Below are 26,016 nucleotides of genomic sequence, written 5' to 3'. Positions count from 1 at the left end.
GTTCCCCGATGTCTGACTCTTCACGGGACACCGCCGGGGGCGCCGGCTGGGGCGTCTCGGAGCTCGGGGACTACAAGCGTCTGATGCCGCAGCGGGTCGAGAAGCTGTCGTGGCTCGACCCGAGGACGCTGTGGCCGGCCCGCAACGGCGTGCTGGCGTCGTGGTTCGGGGACCCCACGGGTCGCACCCGCAGCCGCTGGGCAGAGCAGCGCACAGCCGCCGGCGCTCCCGCGGACCGCGTGATCCGGCGCGACGTTCCGGACCGTTTCTCCTTCATGGTCATCGGGGACACCGGCGAGGGCGACGACTCCCAGTACGCCGTCGTGCCGGGCTTTCTGAAGATCGGTCAGGACACGAGTTTCGCCGTCCTGGCCAGCGACGTGGTCTATCCGGTGGGCAGCGCCGACGAGTACGGCACGAAGTTCTTCCGGCCGTATCAGGACTATCAGGCACCCGTCTACGCGATACCCGGCAACCACGACTGGTACGAGGACCTCCAGGGCTTCATGCGCGTCTTCTGCGACGCCCCGCCCATCGCCTCGCAGCCGGCCTCCCGCCGACCGGCGTCGGCGTGGCTGCGTTCGCTGCTGTGGCACAGGCCACGCCCGGTCGACGAGCAACGCCTCGCCGCGGCACGCGCGTTGCGCTCAGCACCCGCTCAACAGGCCGTGCAACCCGGCCCGTACTGGGCGATCGACGCGGGACCCGTACGCATCGTCGGCATCGACACCGGGCTCCTCGGCACCGTCGACGCCGAGCAGGGCCGGTGGCTGCGCGAGGTGTCCGCGGGGGACGTCCCGAAGATCCTGATCACCGGATCCCCCCTGTACGTGGACGGCGAGCACCACCCCTGCGCCATCGAGGGCGGCGGCACGGTCGACGACATCGTCCGCGACCCCCGCCACCACTACGTCGCGGCGATAGGCGGGGACATCCACAACTACCAGCGCTATCCGGTGCGGGTGGACGGCCGCACCGTCCAGTACGTGGTCGCCGGGGGCGGCGGCGCGTTCATGCACGCCACCCACACCATTCCCCGGGTCTCCGTCGCCGGCGTCACCGAGGACGACTTCCGCTGCTACCCCCTGCGCGGAGACTCGCTGGCCTTCTACAGCAGGCTCTACGGACGGCGGCTGCGGATGCGCCGCTTCTTCACGCTGGGCGAGGCCGAGGCAACCGCAGTGACCGCCGAGCGGCTCGGCATCCGTCCGACCCGCCCCCAGGGGGCGCCCGTCCGCATCACCCGGCGCACCCGGCTGGTGGCGGGGCTGCTGGGCGCGGGCCGCCGCCCCGGCCGGCGCGCAGGGTTCCGGCTCCCCGTGCGCAAGACGTACACGCAGCTCTTCTCGCCGGGATCGGCGACGTACAGTCCGCCCTTCTTCAAGTGCTTCCTGCGTCTGGACGTCGGCCCGGACGCGGTCCGGCTGCGCTGTTTTTCGGCCACCGGGAACCGTGATCAAGAACTCGAACCGCCCGTCGAGGACGAAGTGATCATCCCGCTGCGGTGAACCGGGAACCGGGCCGGCGGCCCGCCGCGTCCTTCACGTGACCGAAACGGAATGCAACTGTCCGCTTTCTGTCTGGTATCCGACGGAAGGGATCACTGTGACCACTGATAATTTGTGGGTGCCGCGATGTACCGAAAGGTCGGGGAGGGGGGCTCGCAGCCGCGTGCGCGGCAGCTGCATCGACCCGCGCGAGCAAGACTGAGTGCGAGGGAGACGCAGGCATGTCCACGTCATGGCAGCGAATACGCGAGGTGCACCCCGGTGGGGGGCCGCGGCCGGAAACCTTCCATGGCTAGGCCCGAGGAGAGCGGCGGCCCGCACCGTCGCGAGGACGCCCCGCAGCAGTCCGGCTCCCCCGAGCCCGCTCGCCGCACGCCCCCGTCCGACGGCGAGGACCCGGCGCCGTCCCGCCCCGGCGCCCCGGAGCGGTCCGGCCGGGACGCGGACGCCCCGCCGCGCACCGATCCCGAAGCCACCATGGCGCTGCGGGTCCCGGACGCCCCGGAGCCCGCACCCCGCCCGCGGGAGCGAACCGATCCGGAGGCCACGATGGCCCTCCGGACGCCCGACCTCGATGCCCTCGCGGCACGGGCCCGGGCCCTCCACCCGAAGCCGGACGCCGCGAAGCCGGGTGCCGCGAAGCCGGGTGCCGCCAGGTCCGGGGCCGCGAAGCCAGGTGCCGCGAAGCCGGGCGTCGCGAAGCCGCCGCGTACCGGCGACACCCCCGCGGCCTCCCCCGGCCGGCCGGCCCGCACCGACCCGGAAGCCACCATGGCGCTCCGGGTGTCGGACCTGCCGAAGCCCGTGGAGCCGCGCAGCGGGCCCCGCCGCAAACCCGGTCCGTCGAAAGCCTCGGGCGTCGTGGCGGCCGCCGTCTCCGCACGCCTCGCCCCCGTCCTCGAGGGCGCCGCGCCCTACGCCCGGCGCCTGCGCCCGAAGTACCCGCGGCCCGGCCGCACCGACTGGCGGCGCTGGATACCGTCCTGGCGCCAGTGGCTGGGCGCCTTCCTGACGCTCTTCACCGCCACCGCCTCCCTCCTGGGCGTCGCCTACGCCACCACGGAGATCCCGGACAACCTCAACACGTACGCCACCCAGCAGGACAACGTCTACTTCTGGTCGGACGGGACGCCCATGGCCCGTACCGGCTGGGTGCGACGCCAGGAGATGCCCCTCAAGGACATCCCCGAGCAGGTGCGCTGGGCCGTGCTGGCCGCGGAGAACCAGAGTTTCTACTCCGACCCCGGCATCTCCGCCAGCGGCATCACCCGCGCGCTGTGGCGCACCGTCGGCGAGGGCGACACGCAGGGCGGCTCCACCATCACCCAGCAGTACGTCAAGAACGTGTACCTCTCCCAGGACCGCTCGGTGGGCCGCAAGCTCACCGAGGCCATGATGGCCATCAAGCTCGACCAGAAGATGAGCAAGGACCAGATCCTGGAGGGCTACCTCAACACCAGCTGGTTCGGCCGGGGCACCTACGGCATCCAGCGGGCCGCGCAGGCGTACTACGGCAAGGAGGTCAGCGAACTCAACGTCAGCGAGGCCGCGTTCCTCGCCTCGCTGCTGAAGGGCGCCGGCCTCTACGACCCCTCGCTCAGCGGCGGCAACCACGCCCGGGCCGTGGAACGCTGGTCCTGGATCCTCGACGGCATGGTGAAAACCGGCAAGCTGTCGGCGTCCCAGCGGGCGAAGTACACCGAGTTCCCCGAGCCCCTCAAGCAGTCCCAGGTCTACGACACCGGCCACCAGAGCGACTACCTCGTCGAGCTGGCGACCCAGTACGCCAAGAAGTCCGCGCACATCTCCGACCAGGAGTTCGACCTGGGCGGCTACCAGATCTACACCACCTTCGACCGCAAGCGGGAGAACGCCCTGACCGCGGCCGTCGCCCGCGCGCGCAAGGCAGCCGGGAAGGACGACCCCGACAAGGCGAAGACCGCGCACTACGGGGCCGCCTCGGTCGCCGACGACGGCCGGATCCTCGCCGTCTACGGCGGCCCCGACCACCGCAAGCAGGGCTTCAACGAGTCCAACGCGACGACCGTGCCCGCCGGCTCCGCGTTCCTGCCGTTCGTCTACGCGGCCGGACTGGAACACGGTGTCCGCAAGGAGCGGGACACGACGACCACCACCGCCGTCGGCCCCGACTCCGTCTACAACGGAGACGACGACGTGCCCGTCACCACGCCCGAGGGCCCCTACTGGGACCGCAGCGGCAAGAAGGTGACCGCCCACAACGACGACGGCAAGTCCTGGGGACAGATCCCCCTGCACAAGGCGCTCGCCTCGTCCGTCAACGCGCCGTTCATGCAGCTCGGCCTGGACACCGGCCTCGACAAGGTGCGCCTGACCGCGCAGGCGGCCGGCCTGCTGTCGTCCAGCATGGGCCCGCAGGTCCCCGAGCTGTCGCTGGGCAGCTCGACCCCCAGCGCGATCCGCATGGCCAGCGCGTACGCTACGTTCGCCGCCGAGGGCACCCACACCGAGCCCTACTCGGTGCGCCGCATCACCCGCAACGGCAGTGTCGTCGCACTGAGCACACCCAAACCCCGCCGAGCGATCAGAGCCGAGGTCGCCGGCCAGGTCACCGACGCGCTCAGGGAGTCCTTCCGCACCCAGCACCCGGACGCGGCGCCGGCCTCGGCGACGGTCGCGGGCAAGGGCGGCACCAACCAGAAGGACACCGCCGGCTGGTACGTGGGCACGCACCGCTCGGTGTCCACGGCGGTCGTCACCTACCGCATGGACCTGTCCGAAAGCCTGGAACCCCTCCCGCTGAAAGGCGTGGCCGGTACGCCCGCCACCTCCGTCCCCTACGACATCTGGTCGCGTGCCATGAGCCCGCTCAGCTGACGCGAGCGGCGACGGCACCATTCCGCTCCGCTCTCCCTCCTCGCAGAATGCGCCACCGATGAACTCCAACGCCCACCGCCGGCGCCGCCGCCGCAGCGCCGCCGACGTCCTCGGCCAACTGACGGCCCGCCCCAGGATCCTGCTGGCGGCCGTCGCCCTGGCCGTCTCCTGCATCACCGTGCCTCTGGTCGTGTGGGGCATGAAGGACGACCCGGCGCCCAGCGGGTCGGCGGTCGGCAAGTCGCCAGGCGACGGAACCGCCAAGGGGAAGGAAAACCGGTGGGACGGCAGGACGAAGGTGATCGGGGACGGCTCCACCTCCTACACCGGCCCGCAGCGCGGCGGGCTCAAGGCCGAGCCGCTCAAGCCCGGTGAGAAGCCGCCCCAGTTCGTGGTCTTCTCCTGGGACGGCGCGCTGCAGGGCGACGACCAGCTCTTCTCGCACTACCGGGAGATGGCCAAGGAGTACAACGCCCACATGACGTTCTTCCTGACCGGCATCTACCTGCTGCCCAAGGACAAGAAGACGCTCTACCACCCGCCGCTGCACGACCCGGGCGACTCGGCGATCAGCTACCCGACCGACGAGCACATCCGCACCACGCTGACGGAGCTGGGCAAGGCGTGGAAGGACGGGAACGAGATCGGTTCCCACTTCAACGGCCACTTCTGCGGCGCCAAGGGCGGCGGCGACTGGAGCGTCGCGGAGTGGAAGAGCGAGATAAGCCAGTTCTACTCGTTCGTCGAGAAGTGGAAGACCAACACCGGCTACAGCGACCTGCCGGCCCTGCCCTTCGACGCGGAGAAGGAGATCGTGGGCGGTCGCGCGCCGTGCCTGGAGGGCCAGAAGAATTTGCTCGAGGCGATCAAAAGCTTCGACTGGCGCTACGACGCCAGCTCGGCGGGGGACTTCCAGATCTGGCCGGCGAAGAAGGACGGCGTCTGGGACTTCCCGCTGCAGATGCTTCCGTACGAGGGCGGCAAGTACCAGGGCCTGTCCATGGACTTCAACTTCCTCTACAACCAGTCCGACGGTGAGACCGACGGCGAACCGGCCCAGTACGACAAGTGGCGCGAGGAGACCACGCAGACCTATCTCAACGGCTTCAACCGCGTGTACTACGGCAGCCGGGCCCCGCTGTTCATCGGCAACCACTTCGAGGACTGGAACGGCGGCATCTACATGAAGTCCGTCGACGACGTGATCAAGAATGTGTGCGTCCGCAAGGAGGTCCGCTGCGTGTCCTTCCGTGAGCTGGCCGACTGGATGGACGCGCAGAAGCCCGCCGTGCTGGAACGCCTGCGCAGCCTGGACCCCGCGCAGTCGCCCGACTGGTCGACCGTCGTCAAGTAGCGCCGGGGCGCCCCCGCCCGGGCGGGGGCGCCGCTCACCGCCGCCGGGTCAGGCCCGGCCGGGCCTCGCCGCGTGGTCCGGGTGGCCCGTGGTGCGCCGGTCCTCCTTCATCTCCGCCTCGTAGAGGTGGTCGCGTCCTTCGACGAGGTCGTCCCGCGCCTGCTTCTCCAGGTCCTTGAAGGGCTCGTAGTAGGTGGCGTTGTAGGCCTCCACGATCTGGAACGTCCAGTGCCCGGGGATCACGTTGCGGCCCAGGATGTCCCGCTCCACCCGGTCGCCGTACTCGCCGTGCCCGGCCTTGCGCAGCAGCGCCACCGCCCGGTCGAGCTCCAGGTCGGCCGTGCCGGTCAGCTGGTGGAACGCGTACAGGTGACCGCGGGCCCGTTCCGTCGTCTCCAGCGCCTTCGAGAGGGCGCCGAGGGCTTCCACGGTGGTGTCGTCGACCCCGTCCGGCCGCCGGTGGGCGCGGTCGGGTCCTTCTTGGTGCTGAGGATCGTTCATGGATGTCCAGATCCCCGCACTCCGGCGGCTCATACCAGGGAACGCCCGAGATGATCCGCTTGGCGGGACCGCACGCGGTGAGCTTCCGCCCCGTGGCCCGCGGCACCTCCGTGCGAAAGGGGATTCGAAGGCATGATCGTGGTGCGCGGGGAACCCGTGAGCCGATCCCTGTCCGCCGAGAGAGAAGGTGGCCGATGAGCTTCCCGCCGACCGACCCCACCCCGCCCAACCCGACCCCGCCGCCCGGACCGACGGATCCGCAGCCCGGCCCCGCGCCCGGTCCCGTGCCCGCGCCGGCTCCGGACCCGGTTCCGCCGGCCCCTCCGCAGCCGGCCGGCCCGGACCCCGTGCCGCCGGCCCCGCATCCGGGGCCCCTGACCTAGGGCGTTCGCGGACGGTCGCGTCCGTCCGTGCCGACGACCGGTCCCGCCCGCGTCACCCCGGCCGCTGTGCGCTGCCCCCGCGCCTGCCGGCGGGGTCGTCGCGGGCCCCCGCTCCCAGCAGGCCGGTCGCCTCGAATTCGGCCGCGGCCGCCAGCCGGGGAAGCTCGGTCCGGGAGATCCGGGTGACCAGGGGCGGCAGGACTGCCCGGGTGATCTGGGCGAACCGCAGCCAGCCGGGTACGTAGACGGCACGGGAGCGGCGTTCGACAGCCCTCACCATGCGCTCGGCGACCTGCTCGACCGGGTAGACCTTCCGGGCCGGAGCCGGCATGTGTGCCCGCAGTTCCCGCAGTACGGCGTGCCGGTCCGCGTCCCGGATCATGTCCGTGTCGGTCCAGTTGAGGTAGGCGATGCCCACGGCGACGCGCTGGTGGGCCACCTCGGCCTGGAGGGCGTGCGCGAAGGACTCCACGCCGGCCTTCGAGGCGCAGTAGGCGCTCATCATCGGAGAGGCCCCGATGGAGGCAAGGGACGCGATCTGCAGGTAGTGGCCGCGCGTCGCGACGAGGTCCGGGAGGAACGCCCTGGCGGTGATCGCGCTGCCCGTCAGGTTCACGTCGATCACGCGGCGCCAGGTCGCGGGGTCGGACTCGGCGAACGGCCCGCCCTCGGCGATGCCTGCGTTGGCGATCACCGCGGACGGGGTGCCCAGGCGTACGCGGATCCGGGCGGCGGCGTGCTCCATGGCCGCGTCGTCGGTGACGTCGGCCTCCCACCACCCCGCCCGGCCGGGCAGCGTCTCCGCGACCGCCGAGATCGTCTCCGGCTGCCGCCCCAGCAGGGCCACGACGGCGCCCCGCTCGGAGAGGAGGCGTGCCATGGCCGCCCCGAGGCCGCGGGAGGCTCCGGTGACCACCACCACGCGGCCCGCCAGCGGGCCGGTACGACGGGAATCGGCATCAGGCATGGTCACCACGCTAACCGCGGGCCGCGAGGACGGCCTGCGGACCTCCGTCCCGTCCCCGGGGCTGAGCGGGAGCGCGAGGGTCCGTGCCGCCGGTCCCGGCAGAAAAGGCGTAACTCCGCCAAAGATGGAAACCTGAGTGCAGCCATCTCGGACGGACAGCGCCGAGCTGCGAACACCGGTTTCCCCAGGAGGGTTGCATGGCTGTGCGGCACCAGCTCATCAAGAGGCCTCCCCACGTGGTGTGGGCCGTCCTGGCCGACCCCGACTGCTACAGCGAATGGGTGGTCGGCACGTCCGACACCCGGCCCGCCGAGGGACAGTGGCCCGAGGTCGGCGCGGCCCTGACCTTCGACGTGCGGATGGGTCCCTGGACGGTGAGCAACCAGACCGTCGTACGCCGCTGCGAACCCCCGCGGCAGCTCGAACTCGAAGCCAACTCCGGCCCCCTCGGCACGGCCAGGATCGCCCTGGACGTACGGGAATGGGGAGACGACACCCTGCTGATCGTCGACGAGCACCCGCTGCGCGGTGCCGGAGGCACGCTGCACAACGCCGCCTTCGAGGTACTGGTCCAGCTGCGCCATCGCGCGATGCTCAACCGGCTGGCGGACCTGTGCGAGAACCGTGGCCTCACCGGGCTCGCGAGCCGGTAGGACCCGGCGGGCCCCCGCGGCGCCTTCCGCCCGCGGCCGGGCCCGCCCCGGCGACACAGGAGGCAGAACATGCCGGACGCGGTGGTGATCGGCGCCGGGCCCAACGGTCTGGTGGCGGCCAACCTGCTGGCGGACGCGGGCTGGAGCGTGGAGGTCCTGGAGGAGCAGAGCGAACCCGGCGGCGCGGTCCGGCACGACCGCGGGGTGCACCCGGACTACGTCAGCGACCTGTTCAGCTCCTTCTATCCGCTGGCTGCCGCGTCCCCGGTCCTGGCCGGCCTGCACCTCGAACGCGAGGGACTGCGCTGGAGCCACGCCCCGTACGTGCTGGCCCACCCCCTGACCGACGGCAGCTGCGCCGTGCTGGGCCGCGACCTCGACGACACCGCCGCCGCCCTGAGCGAGTTCAGCCCCGCGGACGGCGAGGCCTGGCGGGAACTGCACCGGATCTGGGCACGGCTGGGGCCCGACATCGTCGAGGCCCTGTTCACCCCCTTCCCGCCCGTACGCGCCGCGGCACGGCTGGCCGTGCGGCTGCGCGGGGCGGGCGGCCTGCGTCTGGCCCGGTCCCTGGTACTGCCGGTACGGCGGCTGGGCGAGGAGGAGTTCGAGGGTCAGGGCGGCAGGCTCCTGCTCGCGGGCAACGCCCTGCACGCCGACCTCGCCCCCGAGGCCGCGGGCAGCGGCGGCTTCGGCTGGCTGATGTCCATGCTGGGCCAGACGTACGGCTTCCCGGTGCCGGCCGGCGGAGCGGGCGCCCTCACCCGGGCCCTGGTACGCCGGCTGGAGAAGCGTGGCGGCGTGGTCCGCTGCGGTGAGCGCGTCAGCCAGGTGGTGGTGCGGGGCGGCAGGGCCGTCGGCGTGCGCACGGCCGCCGGGGAGGCCGTCTCCGCGGCCCGCGGCGTCCTGGCCGACGTCTCCGTGCCCATGCTCTACGGCGCTCTCGTCGACGAGGCGCACCTGCCCGCGCAACTTCTCGCCGACCTGCGCCGTTTCCAGTGGGACTTCGCCACCTTCAAGGTGGACTGGGCCCTCGGCGGGCCCGTGCCGTGGACCGCGCAGCGGGCGGCGTCGGCGGGCACGGTCCATCTCGCCGACGGTATGGACGAGTTGACCAGATTCGCGGCGCAGATCGCCATGCATCAGGTCCCCGACCGGCCGTTCGCCGTCTTCGGTCAGATGACCACGGCGGACCCGACCCGCTCACCCCTCGGCACCGAATCCGCGTGGGCCTACACCCACGTGCCGCAGCGGATCACCGGTGACGCGGGCGACGACGGACTGACCGGCGCCTGGGACCGGCGCGAGCAGGAGGTGATGGCCGACCGGGTGGAGGCCCAGGTCGAGCGGTTCGCCCCCGGTTTCCGGGCCCTCGTGCGGGCCCGCCGCATCCTGGCGCCGCCCACCATGGAGAGCATGAACGCGAATCTGCACGGTGGCGCCATCAACGGCGGCACCACGGCGATGCACCAGCAGCTGGTCTTCCGTCCCGTGCCGGGCAGCGGGCGTCCCGAGACCCCGGTCAAGGGGCTCTTCCTCGCCTCCGCCGGCGCGCATCCCGGTGGCGGTGTCCACGGCGCCCCGGGCGCGAACGCCGCACGGGCCGCCCTGCACGGACGCCTCCCCACCGGCCTCACCCGGATCCAGCGCGTCCTCACGCGCCGCGACCGCAAGGGCGAGCGGGCCGCGACCTGACCGGCGTGATGCGGCGTCACTCCCCCGGCGGGGGCGCACTCGTACGCCCGCACGACGGCCCGCCGCCCCGGGGGCCCGCGTGCCCGGGGCGCCGTGACATGCTGGAGCTTGCGGATCATGACGGCGAGCGAGGACGTACGGCAGGGTGAGGAAAGCGACACGGCCGACCTGGAGAGGCACCTGGGACCGGTTCGCGGCGTCCGACCCGGGGCTGCTGCGGCTCATGGCGGGCCTGCGGACCGTGGGCGCCATCGCGCTCGCACTCGCCGTACTGGCCCTCATGGACGCCGATGTGACGCACATGGTGGCCGGGGCCATGGCGGCCATGGTCGCCACCTTCGCCATCCGGGAGAAGCAGCGGCGCGAACAGGCGATCACCCTCGCGCTGGGCCTGCCCGTGTCCCTCGCGGCGATGTCCCTGGGCGCCCTGCTGAACACCCACGTCATCGCGGGTGACCTCTTCTTCCTCGCCCTGATCTTCGGCGCGGTCTACAGCCGCCGGTTCGGCGACCGCGGGACGGCCCTGGGCCTCATCGGGTTCCAGGTCTACTTCGTCTCGCTGTTCGTACAGGCCGACTCCGGCACGCTGCCCGGGCTGTGCCTCACCCTGGTGCTCGCCTTCGCGTGCAGCGCCGCCGCGCGTTTCGGCCTGGTGGCGGAGACACCCGAACGCATCCTGAAGCGGCTGCGGGAGGCCTTCCGGGCGCGCCTGGCCCAGCTGGTGTCCGCGCAGACCGAGCTGCTGGACGCGGGACCCGACCGGATGGAGAAGGCCCTGGAGGAGGTACGGCGGCACACCGCCCGCCTCCACGAGACGGCCATGATGATCCAGGGCCGGCTGGAGGAGGGGACCAGCGACAGCGCCGCCGCCTCGCACGTGCAGCGCCGTATCGCCGACGCGGAGATCGCCGCCGAGCGGCTGGGCGTCCTGCTGCTCACCGCGCGCAGCGCCGAGCGCGCCGACACCCTCACCCTGCACCTGCCCAACGCCCCGGTGCCCGCCGCCGGGAACCGGCTGCGCGCCCAGGACGACGTCACGGCCACACTGCGCCGCGACCTCGACGCCCTGCGCATGCTCGTCGCCCGGCCCGTCGCCGGCGGCACCGCGCTCGCGCACGTGCGCAACCGGTTGCTCGCCTACCGCGACGAGGAGAACCTGCCGCACGCCCCGGCCGCCGTCCAGGACGTCTTCCGCGGCATCGGCGAGGCGGCGCGCTCGGTGCTGGGCCTGCGGCTCGCATTCGACGGGCCGCAGGACGAGTCCGACGACTCACCGGCCACGACCCGCTCGCGGGAGGAGCTGGACGCCGAGGACATCGCCATCGCGGGGGCCGAGGACAACCAGCGGGACAAGGACGAGGAGCGTACGGGGCTGCGGCGCCCCACGACCCGTGCCGCCGTCCAGGTGTCGGTGGGGTCGGCGCTGGCCATCGTCGGCGGCGAGTTCCTGTCCAGCCAGCGCTGGTACTGGGCGGTGCTGACCTGCTGGGTGGTCTTCCTGAACACGGCCTCCACCGGCGAGATCCTCGTCAAGGGCTACCGCAGGCTGCTGGGCACCGTCTTTGGTGTCGTCGCCGGTGTCCTGCTCGCGGGCGTGGTCGGCAACCACACCTGGACCGCGTTCGGGCTGGTCCTGCTGTTCATCTTCGCGATGTTCTTCACCGCGCCGCTGTCGTACGCCCTGATGTCGTTCTTCGTGACGGCGATGCTGGGCCTGCTGTACACGCTGCTCAACACCTACAGTCCCGAGGTGCTCGTCCTGCGGATCGAGGAGACCGCCCTCGGTGCCGTCTGCGGTGTCGTCGCGGCCGCGCTGGTGCTGCCGGTGCACACCGACCACCGGACCGACGAACTGCTCGCCACGGTGCTGGAACGCCTCGGGGACGTGACCGGCGCCGCGGTGGAGCAGCTGAGCGGCGGACCCGCGCTGGACCTGCTGGACATGGCACGCGATCTCGACACGGCGCTGGAGGACCTGCGGGCCTCCACGCAGCCGCTCACGCACCCGATCACTCCGCTGCGCTCCCGGCGGCAGACGGCCCGCTACCTGGTGGCGCTGCTGGAGACGTGCGCGTACCACGCGCGGTCGCTGGCGGCGACGGCGGAACTCCTCCCGCACAGCAGAACGGTCGCCGCCGATCCGCGGCTGAAGCGGGCCGGCCGGCGCATCGCGCAGAACATCGACGCACTGGTGGCCCATGTCGAGGACCGGCACGACGCGGGCGCGGTGGAGACCGGCGCCAGTCTCGCGTCCATGCTGGAGACCGACCGGTCGGGTGTTCCGCGGCACGACCGGGTCACCGGCCGCGTGCTGCGGCATCTGCAGCGGCTGGACGAGGGGGTGGTGGGCCTCGCCCGCCCGCTCGGTGTGCCCGTCTCCACCCCCGACCAGGCCGCGTCCCGGCGCTCCGCCGCGCTGTGAGGGCGGCCCCTCGGGGGGTGCCTCAGAGGCCCGCCCTGTTCCGCGCGTGCTCGAAGGCGGCCAGCGGATCGCCGGTGCTGTTCCAGGGCCAGGCGGTGACGGCGGTGCCGATGGCTTCGAAGACGGGGGCGGCCTGCTGCCTGCGGTCGGCGGCCATCAGCGCGTAGGCGAGGAGATTCAGGTCGGCGAGCTTCTTCGCGTGGTGGAAGAACGCGGGCTGCGGCCAGGTGTGGTGGGCCCGCTGGAGCGACTCGACGGCCTGCGGGTTCGTCCAGTGGTTGCGGGCCACCAGGGCGTCCACTCCCCCACGGGCGAGGGCGGCGTTGTACTGCATGACCTGCGCGGTGAGTTCGACCGCGGCGCACGGGGCGTTCGCCGGCATCCGGGGTCGTATGGAGTCGATGAAGTCGAGCACCTGGACCCGCGAGCCCGCCTCCTCGGGCGAGAGGTGGGCCAGCATGCTCAGGTATGCCTCCCGGTGCCAGCGGTCGCGGGCGAGGATCTCGTTCCAGGCGCCGAAGACGTCCGACTGCACGTAGCGCTCCAGGCGGGCGATGCCGAGCAGCACCACCCACGGGGCGGGGTCCCGGGGGTCGATCTCCGACGCCCGGAGGCACTGCTTGGCCGTGCCCGACGCGTCCGCAAGTCCTCCCGCCGCACGGCTGCGGACGAGTTCGGCCCAGGCGCCCAGGACCAGCGCGCTGGCGTTGCCCGGTTCACGCGTCGCCCACGCGGACGGCAGGTGCGAGTCGGACAGGTAGTCCGCGAGGACGGACATCCGGTGCGCCCGCCGGTCCCAGTCGTCCGGGTCCTGCTCGAAGAGGCGGGACAGCTGGGCCACGCACAGGTCCGTCGTGCCGAACGTGCCGGACCTGGTCGTCGCGCGCAGAGACTTCAGCAGCCTGCCGAGGTCCCCGTCGTCGAGTTCGGGGGCAAGGCGCGGCTTTCTGCGGCGACTTGAGAGAAAAGACATGATCGCATGCTATGAGCGGGGAGACGTGCCACAAGGTGCGCGGCACGATCGTTACCGGATGCTGGCCGCAACCCGGGGTTACCGGCCCGTAGCGCGAGACGGGCGGGTGCGCCGGGTGTCCCGGGCGGCGGCCCGACGGGTCCGGAACCGGTCGCGCGGGGGCGGCGGCGGTCCCCGTTCGCCCGCATGTGTGCCCTCTCGCCTCCTGACGCCCGGCAGTGTAGACATGGGCACATGGTCCGACTAAGGGGTCGATCCCGGGCCCGGTCGACCCGCCGGCTCGATGCTCCGCGCCCCGGGCGCGGGCGTGCTCGCGACACGCACGCGGGACGGTCACGGCACGCGCACGGCTCGTCCGAGCCGCGCGGGCCCGGCGGAAGCGGGCCCGCCGCCCGGCTGTGGTCGGCGCTGAGCGGACGCAGCGTCGCGGGCCAGGTGTTCGTGTTCCAGGTGGTCATCGTGGTGATGCTGGTCGTCTCCGCGGTGCTGGCGCTGGTGCTCCAGGTGCGGCACGACAGCACGCAGGAGGCCCGCAACCGTTCGCTGGCCGTCGCCGAGACGTTCGCCAACGCGCCGGGCACGCTGGAGGCCCTGCGGAGCCCGGACCCGACCGCGGTGCTCCAGCCGCGGGCCGAGGCGGCCCGCAAGCAGTCCAAGGTGGACTTCGTCGTCGTGCTGAACACCGACGGGATCCGCTACACACACCCCAAACCGGACCGGATCGGCAAGAAGTTCGTCGGGACTCTCGCGCCCGCGCTGGCCGGCCGGTCCTTCACCGAGGAGATCACGGGCACGATCGGTCCGCTCGTGCAGGCCGTGGTGCCGGTCCGGGCCGCCGACGGCTCGGTCGCGGGCCTGGTGTCGGCGGGCATCACCACCGCCAATGTGGGCGGCGCCGCCGACCGGCAGCTGCCGATCCTCATCGCCGCCGCGGGCGCGGCGCTCGTCCTTGCGACGGCGGGCACGGCGCTCGTGAGCAGACGGCTGCTGCGCCAGACCCACGGCCTCGGCCCGTACGAGATGACCCGGATGTACGAACACCACGACGCGGTGCTGCACGCCGTCCGGGAGGGCGTGATCATCGCCGGGGGCGAGGGGCGGCTGCTGCTCGCCAACGACGAGGCGCACCGGCTGCTCGGCCTGCCCGAGGACGCCGAGGGGCGGCACGTCTCGGAGCTCGGCCTCGACCCCGGCACAGCGGACCTGCTGGCCTCGGGGCGCGTCGCCACGGACGAGGTGCGTCTGGTCGGGGACCGGCTGCTGGCGATCAACCAGCGTCCCACCGACCTCAGGGGCGGGCCGCCCGGCAGTGTCGCGACGCTGCGCGACTCCACCGAGCTGCGTGCGCTGTCCGGCCGGGCCGACGTGGCACGTGAGCGCCTGAAGCTGCTGTACGACGCCGGGGTCGGTGTCGGCTCCAGCCTGGACGTGGCCCGCACCTGCGAGGAACTGGCCGAGGTGGCCGTGCCGCGGTTCGCGGACTTCGTCACCGTGGACCTGGCCGACGCGGTACTGAACGGCGAGGAACCGGACGTCATCACCGAACTGCGCCGCACGGCGTCCGGTGGGATCCGCAAGGACGCGCCCCTGTACCCGGTGGGCGAGCGCATCGTCTTCGTGGACACCTCGCCGCAGGCGCGCAGCCTGCGCACCGGCCAGGCCCTCGTGGAGCCCGCCCTGAGGCGGGCGCCGGGCTGGCTCGCCCAGGACCTGGAGCGTTCCGCGCAGGTGGTGGAGTACGGCATCCACTCGCTGATCACCGTGCCGGTGCGGGTGGGACCGCTGGTGATGGGAGTGGTCAACTTCTGGCGGTCGGAGAAGCCGGAGGCCTTCGACGCGGAGGAGGTGGCCCTGGCGGAGGAACTGGTCGCGCGGGCCGCGGTCTCCATCGACAACGCGCGCCGCTACACCCGCGAGCACACGATGGCGGTGACGCTCCAGCGCAGCCTGCTCCCGCGCAACCTGCCCGAGCAGAGCGCCCTGGAGATCGCCTACCGCTACCTTCCCGCGCAGGCGGGTGTGGGCGGGGACTGGTTCGACGTGCTGCCGCTGTCCGGCGCGCGGGTGGCCCTCGTGGTGGGGGACGTCGTCGGTCACGGACTGCACGCCGCGGCCACCATGGGGCGGCTGCGCACCGCCGTCCACAACTTCTCCGCCCTGGACCTGCCGCCCGACGAACTCCTCGCGCTCCTCGACGAACTGGTCGGCCGCATCGACCAGGACGAGGCCGCGGAGGACAGCGCCGCGGCGATCACCGGCGCCACGTGCCTGTACGCCATCTACGACCCGGTCACGCTGCGGTGCACCGTCGCCCGGGCGGGCCATCCCCCGCCGGCGCTGGTGGGTCCCGACGGCACGGTCACGTTCCCCGAGGTGCCGGCCGGTCCCCCGCTGGGCGTGGGCGGCCTGCCGTTCGAGACGGCCGAGCTCGAACTGGAGGCGGGCAGCCGGCTGGTGCTCTACACGGACGGGCTCGTCGAGGACCGGGACCGGGACATCGACGCCGGGCTCGCACTGCTCGGCACCGCGCTGGCCCGGGCGGACCGGTCGCCGGAGGACACCTGCCGAGCCGTCCTCGACGCCCTGCTCCCGGCCCGCCCCAGCGACGACATCGCCCTGATCGTGGCCGGCACCCGGGCGCTGGGGGCCGACCGCGTCGCCGAGTGGCAGGTGCCGAGCGACCCGGCGGCCGTCGGTGAGGTGCGCGCCTCGGTCACCCGGCGGCTGGCGGAGTGGGGTCTGGACGACATGGCGTTCACCACGGAGCTGGTCCTGAGCGAGCTGGTCACCAACGCGATCCGGTACGGCGGCGCCCCCATCCGGGTCCGCGTGCTGCGCGACCGCAGTCTGGTGTGCGAGGTCTTCGACAGCAGCAACACCTCGCCCCACCTGCGCTACGCGGCGAGCACGGACGAGGGCGGACGCGGTCTGTTCCTGGTCGCCCAGCTCTGCGACCGCTGGGGCACCCGTTACACGCCCACGGGGAAGGTCATCTGGGCGGAACAGCCGCTGCCCTGAGACTCCGTGCCGAGGCGTCACCTCGGGTCACGGATTCCGAGCGCGGAATGCGGAGCCAACTGCCACCGCAAGTGCGTATATTGATAACGCGTCAGCTCACGCCGCCCTTCCCTCGGGAAATCCCTCGACACTCACGGTTCTCCTTTCAAATGTCGGTCGTTCAATCATTTCCCGGCCGCAGCCCGGGAATTCCCGGCGGACGGAGCCCGGAAATCCCGTGCCCCCACAGGGCAGCCGCGTTCCTTTTGCGCAACTTTGCCCGAGGCGTTCCACTGGGAGACGGAGAACTACGTAACTCTCATGAAGGAGTGGTGGTATGTCTTCCACCGAGTTTCTGACCGACGACATCACCGAAGTCCAGGGCATCGACGTAGAGGCGGCCCTCGACCCGGCCGAGGCCGACGGCCAGTTCCGCGACAGCCGTGAGTGCGCCGCACTCGCCCTGGTCTCCGGATCCGGCAGCCTTCTGCTGTCGCCTCCGACGCCGCGGCCGAAGAAGGGCTGACGGGGGAAGCTGAATGGAGCAGTCAAGCACGCCGACCCGATTGTCGGGCGCTGTGCGGGACCTTGCTTCGGACGTGGTCTCCGCCCTTGGGGGCGGGGACCCTTTCCGACTGTCCGGCAAGGTGACGGCACGCGGCCCGGCCGCGAACGGCGATCCCGCGCTGGCCGCCGTACGCGTCCTGGGAGCCGACGTACTCCTGCCGGCCGTCCTGCACCGCGCCCCGGCCGACCGCGAGGACCTGGCCGTCTTCGACAGGGCCGTACAGGCCTATCCGCCCCCGGCCGGCGCCTCCCCCACCTCGGTGTGGAGCCACTGGGCGATGCGGCAGACCCTGATGCGGCTGGACGCGTCCTTCGACGGCACCCCCGCGCACCATCTCGAACCCGACGGGACCTGGCTCGACGACGCGTCGTGGCAGTTCCTCGCCCATCAACTCGCGGTGCTGGCACCGCTCGCGGTCCCCGCGGGTGACTGTGCGGTGTTCCGCGCGGCCCGGCGCCGGCCCGTCGACGTCGCCCGCGGGTTCGTCCGGGCGGTCCGCCGCCGCGACTGGCTGCAGGCGGCAGGCGCGGGGCGCTGGCTGGTCCTGCTCGACGGGGTGCCGGACACCCTGGGTCTGGAGACCGGTCTCGAGTTCGTGGCCCAGATGGGTCAGGACGACCCGCGGGTCGCCCTGCAGGTCGCGGTGGCGCGGCTGATGCGGGCCGGAGCACCGGTGTGAGGGCGCTCGACGTCCGCGGGGTGGGCGAGGCCGCGCTGGCCTGGGTCTTTGCCAACCGCGAGGGATTTCGGCTGGACGAGGGCGCACTCGCCGCGTACGGGGACGTGAACACCAGCTGGAAGCCCCTCGGGGAACTGGCCCAGGTGTGCGTCTGCGTCCGCCGGACCACCGCTCCCGGCGACCCCCTGCACGAAACCGCCTCCGACCTGCTGGAGTTCGCGTGGCGGCAGACCGGGAACGGCGCCCTCTTCGGCGAGTTGCAGCGTCTCGAACCCTTCGCGACCTATCCGCTGGAGGTCTACGCCGCGTTCGCGTCCGCCGGCCTGCGGCACCCCGGCTACGAGAGCGCCGCCGCGACGGTGGCCCGCACCCGCGGCTGGCGGGTGACGGAGCAGGAGCCGAACCGGCGGCTCGGTGTGCTCAACTCCGAGCGCCGCAGCGGGATCCCGGAGCACGCGGACCCCACGCAGGGCCTTCGGCACACCTGGCTGGGCGGCCTGCCCGAGCCGTGGACCTTCGAACGCGCCGCCGGATACACGCTGACCCACGTGGTCTTCCACCTCACCGACTGGGGTCTGGTCCCCCAGGGCGTACCCCCCTCGGTCGCCGCCTATCTGCGGCACTGGCTCCCGCCCTGGCTCGACACCTGCCTGGAGGACGAGCAGTGGGACCTGAGCTTCGAGCTGCTGGCCGTGGCGGCGAGTCTGCCCCGGCTGCCCGAGCAGGTGGTGCTCCAGGACGCCTGGAGCAGACTCGCGACGGCCCAGGACGCCACCGGCGCCGTACCCGAAGTCGGTCCGGGGCGGGAGGGACGGGCTGCGGCGGGGGGCTTCCGGTACTGCTACCACTCCACGCTGATGGCGGCCTTCGCCGCCGCGCTCACCACCGGCCGTCTCGGCGGGAACGGCACCGAGGACCAGGCGCCGGGCGGTCCGCGCCCCCTCCAGCACGCGGCGCGGCAGGACCGGAGCGGACAGGGAGCGCCGGGATGACCAGTACCCGCCTGATCCACACCGTCGGAGTCGGCGCCATCGCATGGCTGCACGCCCACCGAGAGGGATTCCGGCTGGAGCCCGACGTCGACCCCGAGGTGGGCTTCCTCGACCGCTTCAAGCCGGTCGGTGAACTCGCCCTGATCTGCAAGGTCCTGTTCCGGGAAGGGGTGGCCGGGTCCCGGCAGGCCGAGCTGGCACGGCAGTTGCTCGACCATGCCTGGCGGAACACGCTCGACGGCGGCCGGCTGCTTCTGCACGGGCAGCGCATCGAGCCCGTCTCCCCCATCCCGTTCGAGGTGTACCTCCCGTTCAAGGAACTCGGCTACAGCCATCCCGGACTCGAGGAGGCGATCCGGCTCAACCACCGACTCCTGAGCTGCGCCGCCTTCGAGGCGCGGCCCGTACGCCGCCTCGGACTCTCCGCGTTCCAGCGCCGCTTCGGGCTGCCGCCCCGGCCGCCGGAGGCGGACGTCGTCGGCGGGACCTGGCTGGGACGCACCCCCGAGCCCTGGACCGTGGAAGGGCACATCGCGTACGACATCACCCACACCGTCTTCCACCTCACGGACTGGGGCGAGAAACCCGAGGCCCTGCCCGCGGACATCGCGGACTACCTCGCCCTGTGGCTGCCGGTCTGGCTGGACGACTGGCTGGACCTGCAACGCTGGGACCTGCTCGGCGAGTTGCTGGTCGTCGACGCCTGTCTGCCGCGCCCCTCGCTCGACGAGCGGGCCTGGGAGGGCTTCGCGGCGGCCCAGCAGCCCGACGGCGCGATGCCCGCCGTGCGCACGATGCCGCAGGGCGAGCCCGACGAGGTGTTCGACCTCGTCTACCATCCGACCCTGGTCGCCGCCTTCGCCTCGGTGCTCGCCACGTCCCGCGCGCTGTCACGGTTGGCGACGGCCCCGGCATGACCGGCCGCCCCGCGCCCTGGCCGGGCGACGTGCGCCTCGGCGCCGCCGACACGCTCACGCTCCGCAGCGCTCCGCCGGACGTGTCCGCGGACGACGAGGCGGTGCGGTGGCGGCTCGACGCCGCCGTCGGTGCCGTGGACGCGCCCGACGTCGTCTTCGCCCTGTCCCGGCACGGGCGCCGCACCGTGCGCTGCGGAGGCACCGCGCCGCTCCCGTCCGTGCACCGCGCCGACCTGCGCTACGAGATCGGCTCGGCCTCCAAGACGTTCACCGGGCTGCTCCTCGCCCGGCTGACGCACTCGGGTGTGCTGTCCGGCGGTGAAGCGGCCGCCACCCTGCTGGATCCGGGCCGCCCGGCCTCCCGGGACCCCGTCACGCTCGCGCACCTGATCACCCACACGTCCGGGCTGCCCGCGCTGCCGGCCGACTTCTTCCTCCGGGCGCTGCCCACCTGGCGCTCCAACCCGTACGCCGGCTATCCGGCCGAGCGCGTGATCGACGCGTTTCTGCGGTACCGGCCACGGCACCGCCCCGGTACCCGCTGGCACTACTCCAACTTCGCCGTCTCGGTGCTCGGGCACGCCTTGGCGGCGGCCACGGCGACCCCGTGGGAGGACCTGCTCACGGCTCATGTGCTCGGGCCGCTGCGGCTGGGCGAGGTCGCGCTGCACGCCGAGGGCCCGGGCACGGACGCCACCGGGCACCGCAGGGACGGCGCGACCCCGACGCCGCCGCTGGCCGTCGGCGGGTTCGAGGCGGCCGGTGCGGTCCGGGCCACCCCGCACGACCTGCTCACCTTCCTCGAGGCGCATCTCGATCCGTCCGCCTCGCCCCTGGCCGGCGCGCTGCGGGCGGTACGCCGCCCCGTGCTCCGGCGCGGCCTCGGGCACCGGCACCTCCACACTGTGGCCTGGTTCCAGCACCCCACCGACCGCGGGCCCATGTACTTCCACTGCGGGGCGACACTCGGGCAGCAGGCCTTCCTCGGTTTCCACCCCGGCACCGGCACGGCACTGGCCGCCGTGTGCACGCGCCGCTTCCGCGCCCGCGACGCCTTCGTCCCCACCGCGTACGCGCTGCTGGCCGAGTAGGCGCCGCGGCTCCTCGAACGCCGGAGGGGCGAGGCGCACAAGCCCGGCCGGCGTTCGAGGGTGGACCTCCCGGCGGCTACGCCGTCAGAGGCGCTGCCACAGGGCCGGGGTGAACGCGGGCTGCCATGCGTCCTGCGCCTGGTGCGCCTGGAGGCACTGGTAGGTGACGCCGTCGTACTTCACCCGCGCCCCGGTGTCGTAGACCCGGCCCGCCGACCAGCCGTCCTGGCCCTCCTGTGCGGAGGGCGTGCCGCCTTGCGCCGTGCCGGTCCTGAGTGTCAGGCCGTACTCTCCGAGCATCGGGTTGACCGGCTGGTAGAAGGTCGTCCCGCCCCTCGTGCAGTCCCCGGAGCCGCCCGATGTGACGCCCTGGGCCTGCGCTCCGGAGACGTACGAGCCGCCGGAGTCGCCCGGTTCGGCGCACACCGTCGTCCGGGTCACGCCGTCGACGGTGCCCTGGGCGTAGGTGACGCTGGTGCCGTGTGCCTCGACCGTGCCGCAGTGCCAGCCGGTGGTGGACCCGGAGCGGCAGACCGCGGCGCCCACCAGAGCCTGCACGGATCCGGCGACCTCGACGTCCTCTTCCCCCTCGCCCTTGACGTTGGGCGTCGCGGTCCAGTCGCTGGTGACGGCCACCCACGACATGTCGTGGCCGGGGAAGACGGAGCCCTGGAAGGTCCCCTGTGCCACCCTGTTGAACCCGGTGGTCCTGGCGCCCGCCTTCCCGCAGTGCCCGGCGCTCACGAAGCCCTGCTGTTCGGCCTTGGTCACGGAGAACCCGACGGAGCACCGGGCCTGGTCGTCGATGTAGTACGCGTCGCCGCCCCGCACGTCGTGCAGGAGCCGCGGCCGGTCCGGCGACACCCGGACGTCCACGAGGGCGCGGTCCACTCCGGCGGCCGCGACGAGCGCGGCCGCCGCCGCCCGGCTCGTCGCCTGGAGGGTCACCTGGTTGGTCCGCACGTCGACGTACCTGACCGGCGTGCCGAGGCCCTTGGCTCCGGCCGTCGCGCGGTCCAGCTTCTCCTTGGTGGCGGTGAGGTCGGCCAGTCCCCGCTCCACGACCGAGGCCTCGGCACCGCCGGCCCTGATGGCGGCGACATCGGCGGCGTCGGTGGTCGCGACGGTGAGGTCGGCGGAGGTCGGGCCTTCCACCCAGGCGCCCGCGAAGTGCTTGCCCAGGGCGTTCTGCAGCCGCCCCGCGCGGGTGCCGGCCTCCGCCTCGTTCACCAGCCGGGTCCTGGCCTGAGCGGCCGTCAGGCCGAGATCGCGCTGCATGGCGCGCAGCAGCGTCGTCGACGGCCGGTCGGCGCCGAGCGTCAGGGCGGCGGAGGGACCGGGCGCCGGCACGGGGTCGTCGGCCGCGGTCGCGGGCAGTCCCGCCAGTGCCAGCGTGCCGAGCACGGTGAGGGCGGCACAGCCTGCGCCGGCGTATCTGTGGACCATCGGTGTCTCCTCGGGTTCGGAGCGGAAAGGCCTCGAAACCGTAGGTTTTGCCGATAATCACTCGGACGATGTCTGTTTTCCGTCCGTTCCGCGCATTGGCCGACAGGAAGGGGCCGCCCGGCGGAGCCCCGGACGCTCCGCCGGAGTACCGCGAGTTCCGCCGGAGCACCGGGGATTGCGCCCGGCCGCTCCCCTCACGCCGGCTTGAGGCCGGGGTTGCCCGCCTCGGTGACGAAGGACGCGGCCGTCGTGATCGCCGCGCCCGGCGTCGTCACCGCGGAGACGGTTCTGAAGTCGGCGCGCCCGGAATCGCGGCCGAGTCCGACGCGTACGTAGCCGCGCCGGCCGTCGTAGAACTTCAGGTGCGGGTTGGCCTTCGTGTAGGTCTCCCAGTTGTCCGGCCGCTCGACGCCGTCCCTGCCGCTCGCGACGGACGTGGCGACGATCTCCGTGCCCACGGTTCTGGACCCCGGATCGTCGAAGGAGTCCTTGATGTCGAAGGCGTAGCCCACGTGGACGTCACCCGTGAGCACCATCAGGTTCTTGATCCCGGCCGACCTGGCGCCGGCGAGCACCCGGTCGCGTGAGGCGCGGTAGCCGTCCCAGGCGTCCATGGACACCTTCGCCGGGTCGTTCAGATCGAGTTTGCGCTGGGAGAAGCAGACCTGTTGCGGCACCACGTTCCACAGGGCGTTCGAGGCCCGCCAGCCGTTGATCAGCCACTCCTCCTGGGCGGCTCCGGTGATGGTGCGCTCGGGGGCGTCGGACTCGGGGCCGGGGACGTGCTGGACATCGCCGTACGCCTGGTCGGAGCGGTACTGCCGGGTGTCGAGGACGTCGAACTGGGCCAGTGAGCCCCACTGGATGCGGCGGTAGAGCTGCGCGTCGGGGCCGCTCGGCAGCTGGGCGGCGCGCAGCGGCTGGTTCTCCCAGTAGGCGCGGTAGGCGGCGGCGCGGCGCAGCAGGAACTCCTCCGGCGGGTTGCCGTTCTCGTCGATGTCGCCCGCGTAGTTGTTCTCGGTCTCGTGGTCGTCCCAGGTCACGATGTAGGGATGCGCCGCGTGGGAGGCCCGCAGGTCCGGGTCGCTCTTGTAGAGGGCGTACCGCAGGCGGTAGTCCTCCAGGGTCGTGGCCTCGCGGTTGAAGACGTCGGGCAGGGTGCGGTCGGTGTACTTGCGGGCGCCTCCCTCGGAGTTCACGGCGTACTCGTACAGGTAGTCGCCGAGGTGGAGGACGACGTCGACGTCGTCCTCGGCGAGATGGCGGTGCGCCGTGAAGTAGCCGTCGTGGTACGCCTGGCAGGAGACCGCGGCGAAGGTGAGCTTCGCCGCGGCGGCCGCGGTGTCGGGCGCGGTGCGGGTGCGGCCGGTCTCACTGATCCAGCTTCCCGTCCTGAACCGGTAGAAGTACTCGCGGTCGGCGGCGAGACCGTCGACGTCGACGTGCAGGCAGTGGTTGTACTCGGGAAAGGCGGTGGCGAGGCCGGTGCGGACGAGCAGGGCGAAGCGCTCGTCGGACGCCACCTCCCACTGCACGAGGACGGACTGCTCGGCCAGTCCGCCGCCCGGCTCGTACGGGGAGGGCGCGAGCCGGGTCCACAGGAGCACCGAGCCGGGCGCCGGGTCTCCGGAGGCGACGCCGAGGGTGAAGGGGTCGTCGGTGATCCGCGCCGCGTCGAGTGCCGCGGCGCGGGCGGCGCCGGGCGTCGGCAAGCTGGTGGAGAAGGCGAGGGCCGCGGCCGCGGCGGTGACGGTGAGGAAGCGGCGGCGTCCAAAGTGCCGGGCGGCGGCCCGCAGTTCGGGGTCGTGGCGGGAGGGCGTGCGCGGCGGCAGCGGTCGGTGGCGGCCTGCTCGGGTCATGTGGTCTCCTCTCACGGTGGCGTGCGCGGGGCCCCATGACTTCCGGACGTCGAACGACAGGGCGGCGAACTCCTGCATGCTAAACGGACAATGATCGCAATCCCGGCAGGCGGTGATGTTCGCGAGCGTCCCGCCCGTCCCCTCCGCCCGCTCGGCGGCGCACCGCAGTTGACGGGGCGTCGGACGTGGTCGGTGATCTGCGGCGCCGGCGACCGTCGTGGACGAGACCGTCCGGGCGGGTCGGCCGCGGTCGGGGGCGGCCCGGGCGGGCGGCGACGGCGTACGGTCCCGGGCCGGGCACCACGGCACCGGGCACCGGGCACCGGGCACCGGCGGCGGGCGGCTGCCCGGCCCGATGGGTTCACTCAGTGAAGCTTCCTTCGCGGCGAGGGGTCGTCCGGGCCCCACCCGGGTGCGCCGGGCGCGCGGACGGAGGAGCGTGGTGGGTGAGGAGGGCTGCCATGGGTGTGACCATGCCCCGGCGCGGGGAGGGCGAGGACCGCGGCTGGCTGCGCGGTGCGCCGGCCCCTTACTGGGTCCGTGCGCTGCCCGTCGTACTGCTGGCGGGGGTCGGCATCGCGGAACTCGTGAGCCGCCGGCCACTGGACATCGGCTTCCTGCTGGGCGCCATTCCCTCGCTGGCGGTGCTCTCCTACGGGCCGGCGGCGACCGCCGCGTTCGGCTGCCTCGTGGTCGGCCTGCTGAACATCCCGGCGCTGCACATCAACCACCCCGGCAACACGGACCTGTTGACCATCACGTTCATCGCGGCGCTCAGTGTGTTCGTGTCCCTGGTGCGCAGCCGGCGCGACGCGCAGCTGGTGACGGTGCGCAGTGTCGCCGAGGCCGTCCAGCTGGCCGTCCTGCCGCCGCTCGCCGAACGCATCGGTCCCGTGAGCTGCGCCGGCCTGTACCGGGCGGCGCAGGACGGGACGCTGGTCGGCGGCGACTTCTTCGACGTGCGCGACGGCCCCTACGGGGTGCGGGCGGTGATGGGCGACGTCCAGGGGCACGGGCTGTCGGCCGTCGGGACGGTCGCCTCGCTGCTTGGCGCGTTCCGGGAAGCGGCGCTGGACCGGCGGCATTTGACGGCAGTGGCGGGCCGTCTCGACCGCCGGCTGTCGGTGGACTCGGCCTCGACCGAGCACACGGAGCTGTTCGCGACCGCGGTGCTCCTGGAGTTCTCGCGGGACGCCGACGCGGTGCGGCTCGTGTCCTGCGGCCACCCGCAGCCGCTGCTCCTGCGCGAGGGGAAGGCCGTCGAACTCGACGTGGAACCGGCGGCGCCGCTCGGGGTCGGGCTGCTGGGCGTCTCTCCTCCGCGCGAGTGCCGGGTGCCGCTGAATCCCGGTGACCGGCTGCTGCTCGCGTCCGACGGGGTCACCGAGACCCGCGACGCGGCTGGCGCCTTCTATCCGCTGGCCGACAGGCTGAGCGCCTTCGCCGACGCCGCGCCCGACGCCCTCGTCGGCCTCCTGTGGGAGGACCTCGTACGGTTCGGCACCACCGTCCGCGACGACGTCGCGATCCTGGTCCTCACCCCGCACCCGGGGAACCCCCGGGACTGAACGGGTGCCTGTGCCGCCTCTTCCCGGGCATACGGACGCCACTGGGGAGGAGAGGTGTCATGTATCTGGCACGAGGAACAGGTGGCGATCCCGAGAGCTGGCTCTGGGCGCTGGGCGCGCTCGTGCTGTACGTCGTGATCAGCTACGGCCTGCAGTACCGGGCGCGGGTACGCCGCGGCTCCCGGCACCCGGCCGGCGACGCGCTGCACGATCTCAAGGACCGCGAGGAACCGCAGCGGCCGTGGCAGCGTTTCCTCAGCCGCGTGATCATGCTGGCCGGGGCGGGTCTCACCGCGCTGGTCGCGCTGACGACGTCCGGCACGCTGCGCGTGGTGACCGTCGGGCTCACCGCGGTGGTGGCCGTGATCGCGTGGGCGTACTACGACCACCGCACGGAGGTCCCCGCCTCGTCGGGGCGCCGAGGCGGAGCGCGGTGACCGGGCCGGGCTCTCCCGGGCCCGGCCCGGCTGCGTCTCCCGGCCCCCGGTCACGTCTCCCGGCCCGCACGCGGCTGCCGGCCAGGACGCGCCTCCCGGCCATGACGGTCCGGCCGGATGCGCGTCGGCCGTCACCGTCCCCGGCCGGGA

At 72.9% G+C, this 26,016-nt stretch carries 19 protein-coding genes; 14 read left to right on the top strand and 5 right to left on the bottom strand.

Annotated features, from left to right (window positions below):
- Positions 1-8: 8 nt before the first annotated feature.
- From AC0ZLC_RS16930 to AC0ZLC_RS16920, 3 genes are all read left to right on the top strand, one after another.
- Entirely contained in the window at positions 9-1,508 is a 1,500-nt protein-coding gene (locus AC0ZLC_RS16930; protein WP_476752784.1) for a metallophosphoesterase family protein, read from the top strand.
- Between the two features lie 771 nt (positions 1,509-2,279).
- Positions 2,280-4,364 (top strand): transglycosylase domain-containing protein, encoded by a 2,085-nt coding sequence (locus AC0ZLC_RS16925; protein WP_476752893.1) that lies wholly within the window; start codon positions 2,280-2,282, stop codon positions 4,362-4,364.
- 58 nt (positions 4,365-4,422) lie between these two features.
- Positions 4,423-5,718: a polysaccharide deacetylase family protein gene (locus AC0ZLC_RS16920; protein ID WP_476752783.1), complete on the top strand. Its 1,296-nt coding sequence runs from the start codon at positions 4,423-4,425 to the stop codon at positions 5,716-5,718.
- A gap of 48 nt (positions 5,719-5,766) precedes the next feature.
- Here the strand turns inward: AC0ZLC_RS16920 and AC0ZLC_RS16915 are convergent, their stop codons facing one another.
- The gene (locus tag AC0ZLC_RS16915) at positions 5,767-6,219 is read right to left on the bottom strand and encodes a hypothetical protein (protein ID WP_358852095.1); all 453 of its coding nucleotides are present in this window, start codon (positions 6,217-6,219) and stop codon (positions 5,767-5,769) included.
- Positions 6,220-6,654: 435 nt separating this feature from the next.
- Positions 6,655-7,569, bottom strand: coding sequence for an SDR family oxidoreductase (locus AC0ZLC_RS16910; protein ID WP_476752782.1), 915 nt, complete (start codon positions 7,567-7,569; stop codon positions 6,655-6,657).
- 197 nt (positions 7,570-7,766) lie between these two features.
- On the opposite strand from AC0ZLC_RS16910, the gene AC0ZLC_RS16905 reads away from it, so the two are divergent.
- From AC0ZLC_RS16905 to AC0ZLC_RS16895, 3 genes are all read left to right on the top strand, one after another.
- Positions 7,767-8,222, top strand: coding sequence for an SRPBCC family protein (locus AC0ZLC_RS16905; protein ID WP_476752781.1), 456 nt, complete (start codon positions 7,767-7,769; stop codon positions 8,220-8,222).
- Between the two features lie 69 nt (positions 8,223-8,291).
- Entirely contained in the window at positions 8,292-9,917 is a 1,626-nt protein-coding gene (locus tag AC0ZLC_RS16900) for a phytoene desaturase family protein (RefSeq protein WP_476752780.1), read from the top strand.
- A gap of 223 nt (positions 9,918-10,140) precedes the next feature.
- Positions 10,141-12,339 (top strand): FUSC family protein, encoded by a 2,199-nt coding sequence (locus tag AC0ZLC_RS16895; RefSeq protein ID WP_476752892.1) that lies wholly within the window; start codon positions 10,141-10,143, stop codon positions 12,337-12,339.
- Between the two features lie 22 nt (positions 12,340-12,361).
- Here AC0ZLC_RS16895 and AC0ZLC_RS16890 read toward each other — a convergent pair whose 3' ends face one another.
- Entirely contained in the window at positions 12,362-13,312 is a 951-nt protein-coding gene (locus tag AC0ZLC_RS16890; RefSeq protein ID WP_476752779.1) for a hypothetical protein, read from the bottom strand.
- 234 nt (positions 13,313-13,546) lie between these two features.
- Here AC0ZLC_RS16890 and AC0ZLC_RS16885 point away from each other — a divergent pair, with 234 nt between their 5' ends.
- The 6 genes from AC0ZLC_RS16885 (at position 13,547) to AC0ZLC_RS16860 (ending at position 20,556) form a co-directional block, all read left to right on the top strand.
- Positions 13,547-16,330: a SpoIIE family protein phosphatase gene (locus AC0ZLC_RS16885; RefSeq protein WP_476752778.1), complete on the top strand. Its 2,784-nt coding sequence runs from the start codon at positions 13,547-13,549 to the stop codon at positions 16,328-16,330.
- Between the two features lie 316 nt (positions 16,331-16,646).
- On the top strand, positions 16,647-16,835 hold the full coding sequence (locus AC0ZLC_RS16880; protein WP_476752777.1) for a hypothetical protein: 189 nt from the start codon (positions 16,647-16,649) through the stop codon (positions 16,833-16,835).
- Positions 16,836-16,848: 13 nt separating this feature from the next.
- Positions 16,849-17,556 carry a hypothetical protein gene (locus AC0ZLC_RS16875; protein ID WP_476752776.1) on the top strand — a complete coding sequence of 236 codons (708 nt, stop codon included), beginning with the start codon at positions 16,849-16,851 and terminating at the stop codon, positions 17,554-17,556.
- On the top strand, positions 17,553-18,548 hold the full coding sequence (locus tag AC0ZLC_RS16870; protein ID WP_476752775.1) for a DUF6895 family protein: 996 nt from the start codon (positions 17,553-17,555) through the stop codon (positions 18,546-18,548). Before AC0ZLC_RS16875 ends, AC0ZLC_RS16870 begins: the two co-directional genes overlap by 4 nt.
- Positions 18,545-19,465: a DUF6895 family protein gene (locus AC0ZLC_RS16865; protein ID WP_476752774.1), complete on the top strand. Its 921-nt coding sequence runs from the start codon at positions 18,545-18,547 to the stop codon at positions 19,463-19,465. The genes AC0ZLC_RS16870 and AC0ZLC_RS16865 overlap by 4 nt, the downstream gene beginning before the upstream one ends.
- The gene (locus AC0ZLC_RS16860) at positions 19,462-20,556 is read left to right on the top strand and encodes a serine hydrolase domain-containing protein (RefSeq protein WP_476752773.1); all 1,095 of its coding nucleotides are present in this window, start codon (positions 19,462-19,464) and stop codon (positions 20,554-20,556) included. Before AC0ZLC_RS16865 ends, AC0ZLC_RS16860 begins: the two co-directional genes overlap by 4 nt.
- Before the next feature lie 84 nt (positions 20,557-20,640).
- Here the strand turns inward: AC0ZLC_RS16860 and AC0ZLC_RS16855 are convergent, their stop codons facing one another.
- Positions 20,641-22,002 carry a carbohydrate-binding protein gene (locus AC0ZLC_RS16855; protein ID WP_476752772.1) on the bottom strand — a complete coding sequence of 454 codons (1,362 nt, stop codon included), beginning with the start codon at positions 22,000-22,002 and terminating at the stop codon, positions 20,641-20,643.
- A gap of 194 nt (positions 22,003-22,196) precedes the next feature.
- Positions 22,197-23,861: an alkaline phosphatase D family protein gene (locus tag AC0ZLC_RS16850; protein WP_476752771.1), complete on the bottom strand. Its 1,665-nt coding sequence runs from the start codon at positions 23,859-23,861 to the stop codon at positions 22,197-22,199.
- A 461-nt stretch (positions 23,862-24,322) separates the two neighbouring features.
- On the opposite strand from AC0ZLC_RS16850, the gene AC0ZLC_RS16845 reads away from it, so the two are divergent.
- Together AC0ZLC_RS16845 and AC0ZLC_RS16840 are read left to right on the top strand one after the other, a co-directional pair.
- Positions 24,323-25,429: a PP2C family protein-serine/threonine phosphatase gene (locus tag AC0ZLC_RS16845; RefSeq protein WP_476752770.1), complete on the top strand. Its 1,107-nt coding sequence runs from the start codon at positions 24,323-24,325 to the stop codon at positions 25,427-25,429.
- 59 nt (positions 25,430-25,488) lie between these two features.
- Entirely contained in the window at positions 25,489-25,866 is a 378-nt protein-coding gene (locus AC0ZLC_RS16840; protein ID WP_476752769.1) for a hypothetical protein, read from the top strand.
- Positions 25,867-26,016 lie beyond the last annotated feature (150 nt).

The sequence above is a fragment of the Streptomyces sp. GLSS-08 genome (assembly GCF_056387915.1).
This window is presented reverse-complemented; position numbering and strand designations above follow the sequence as displayed.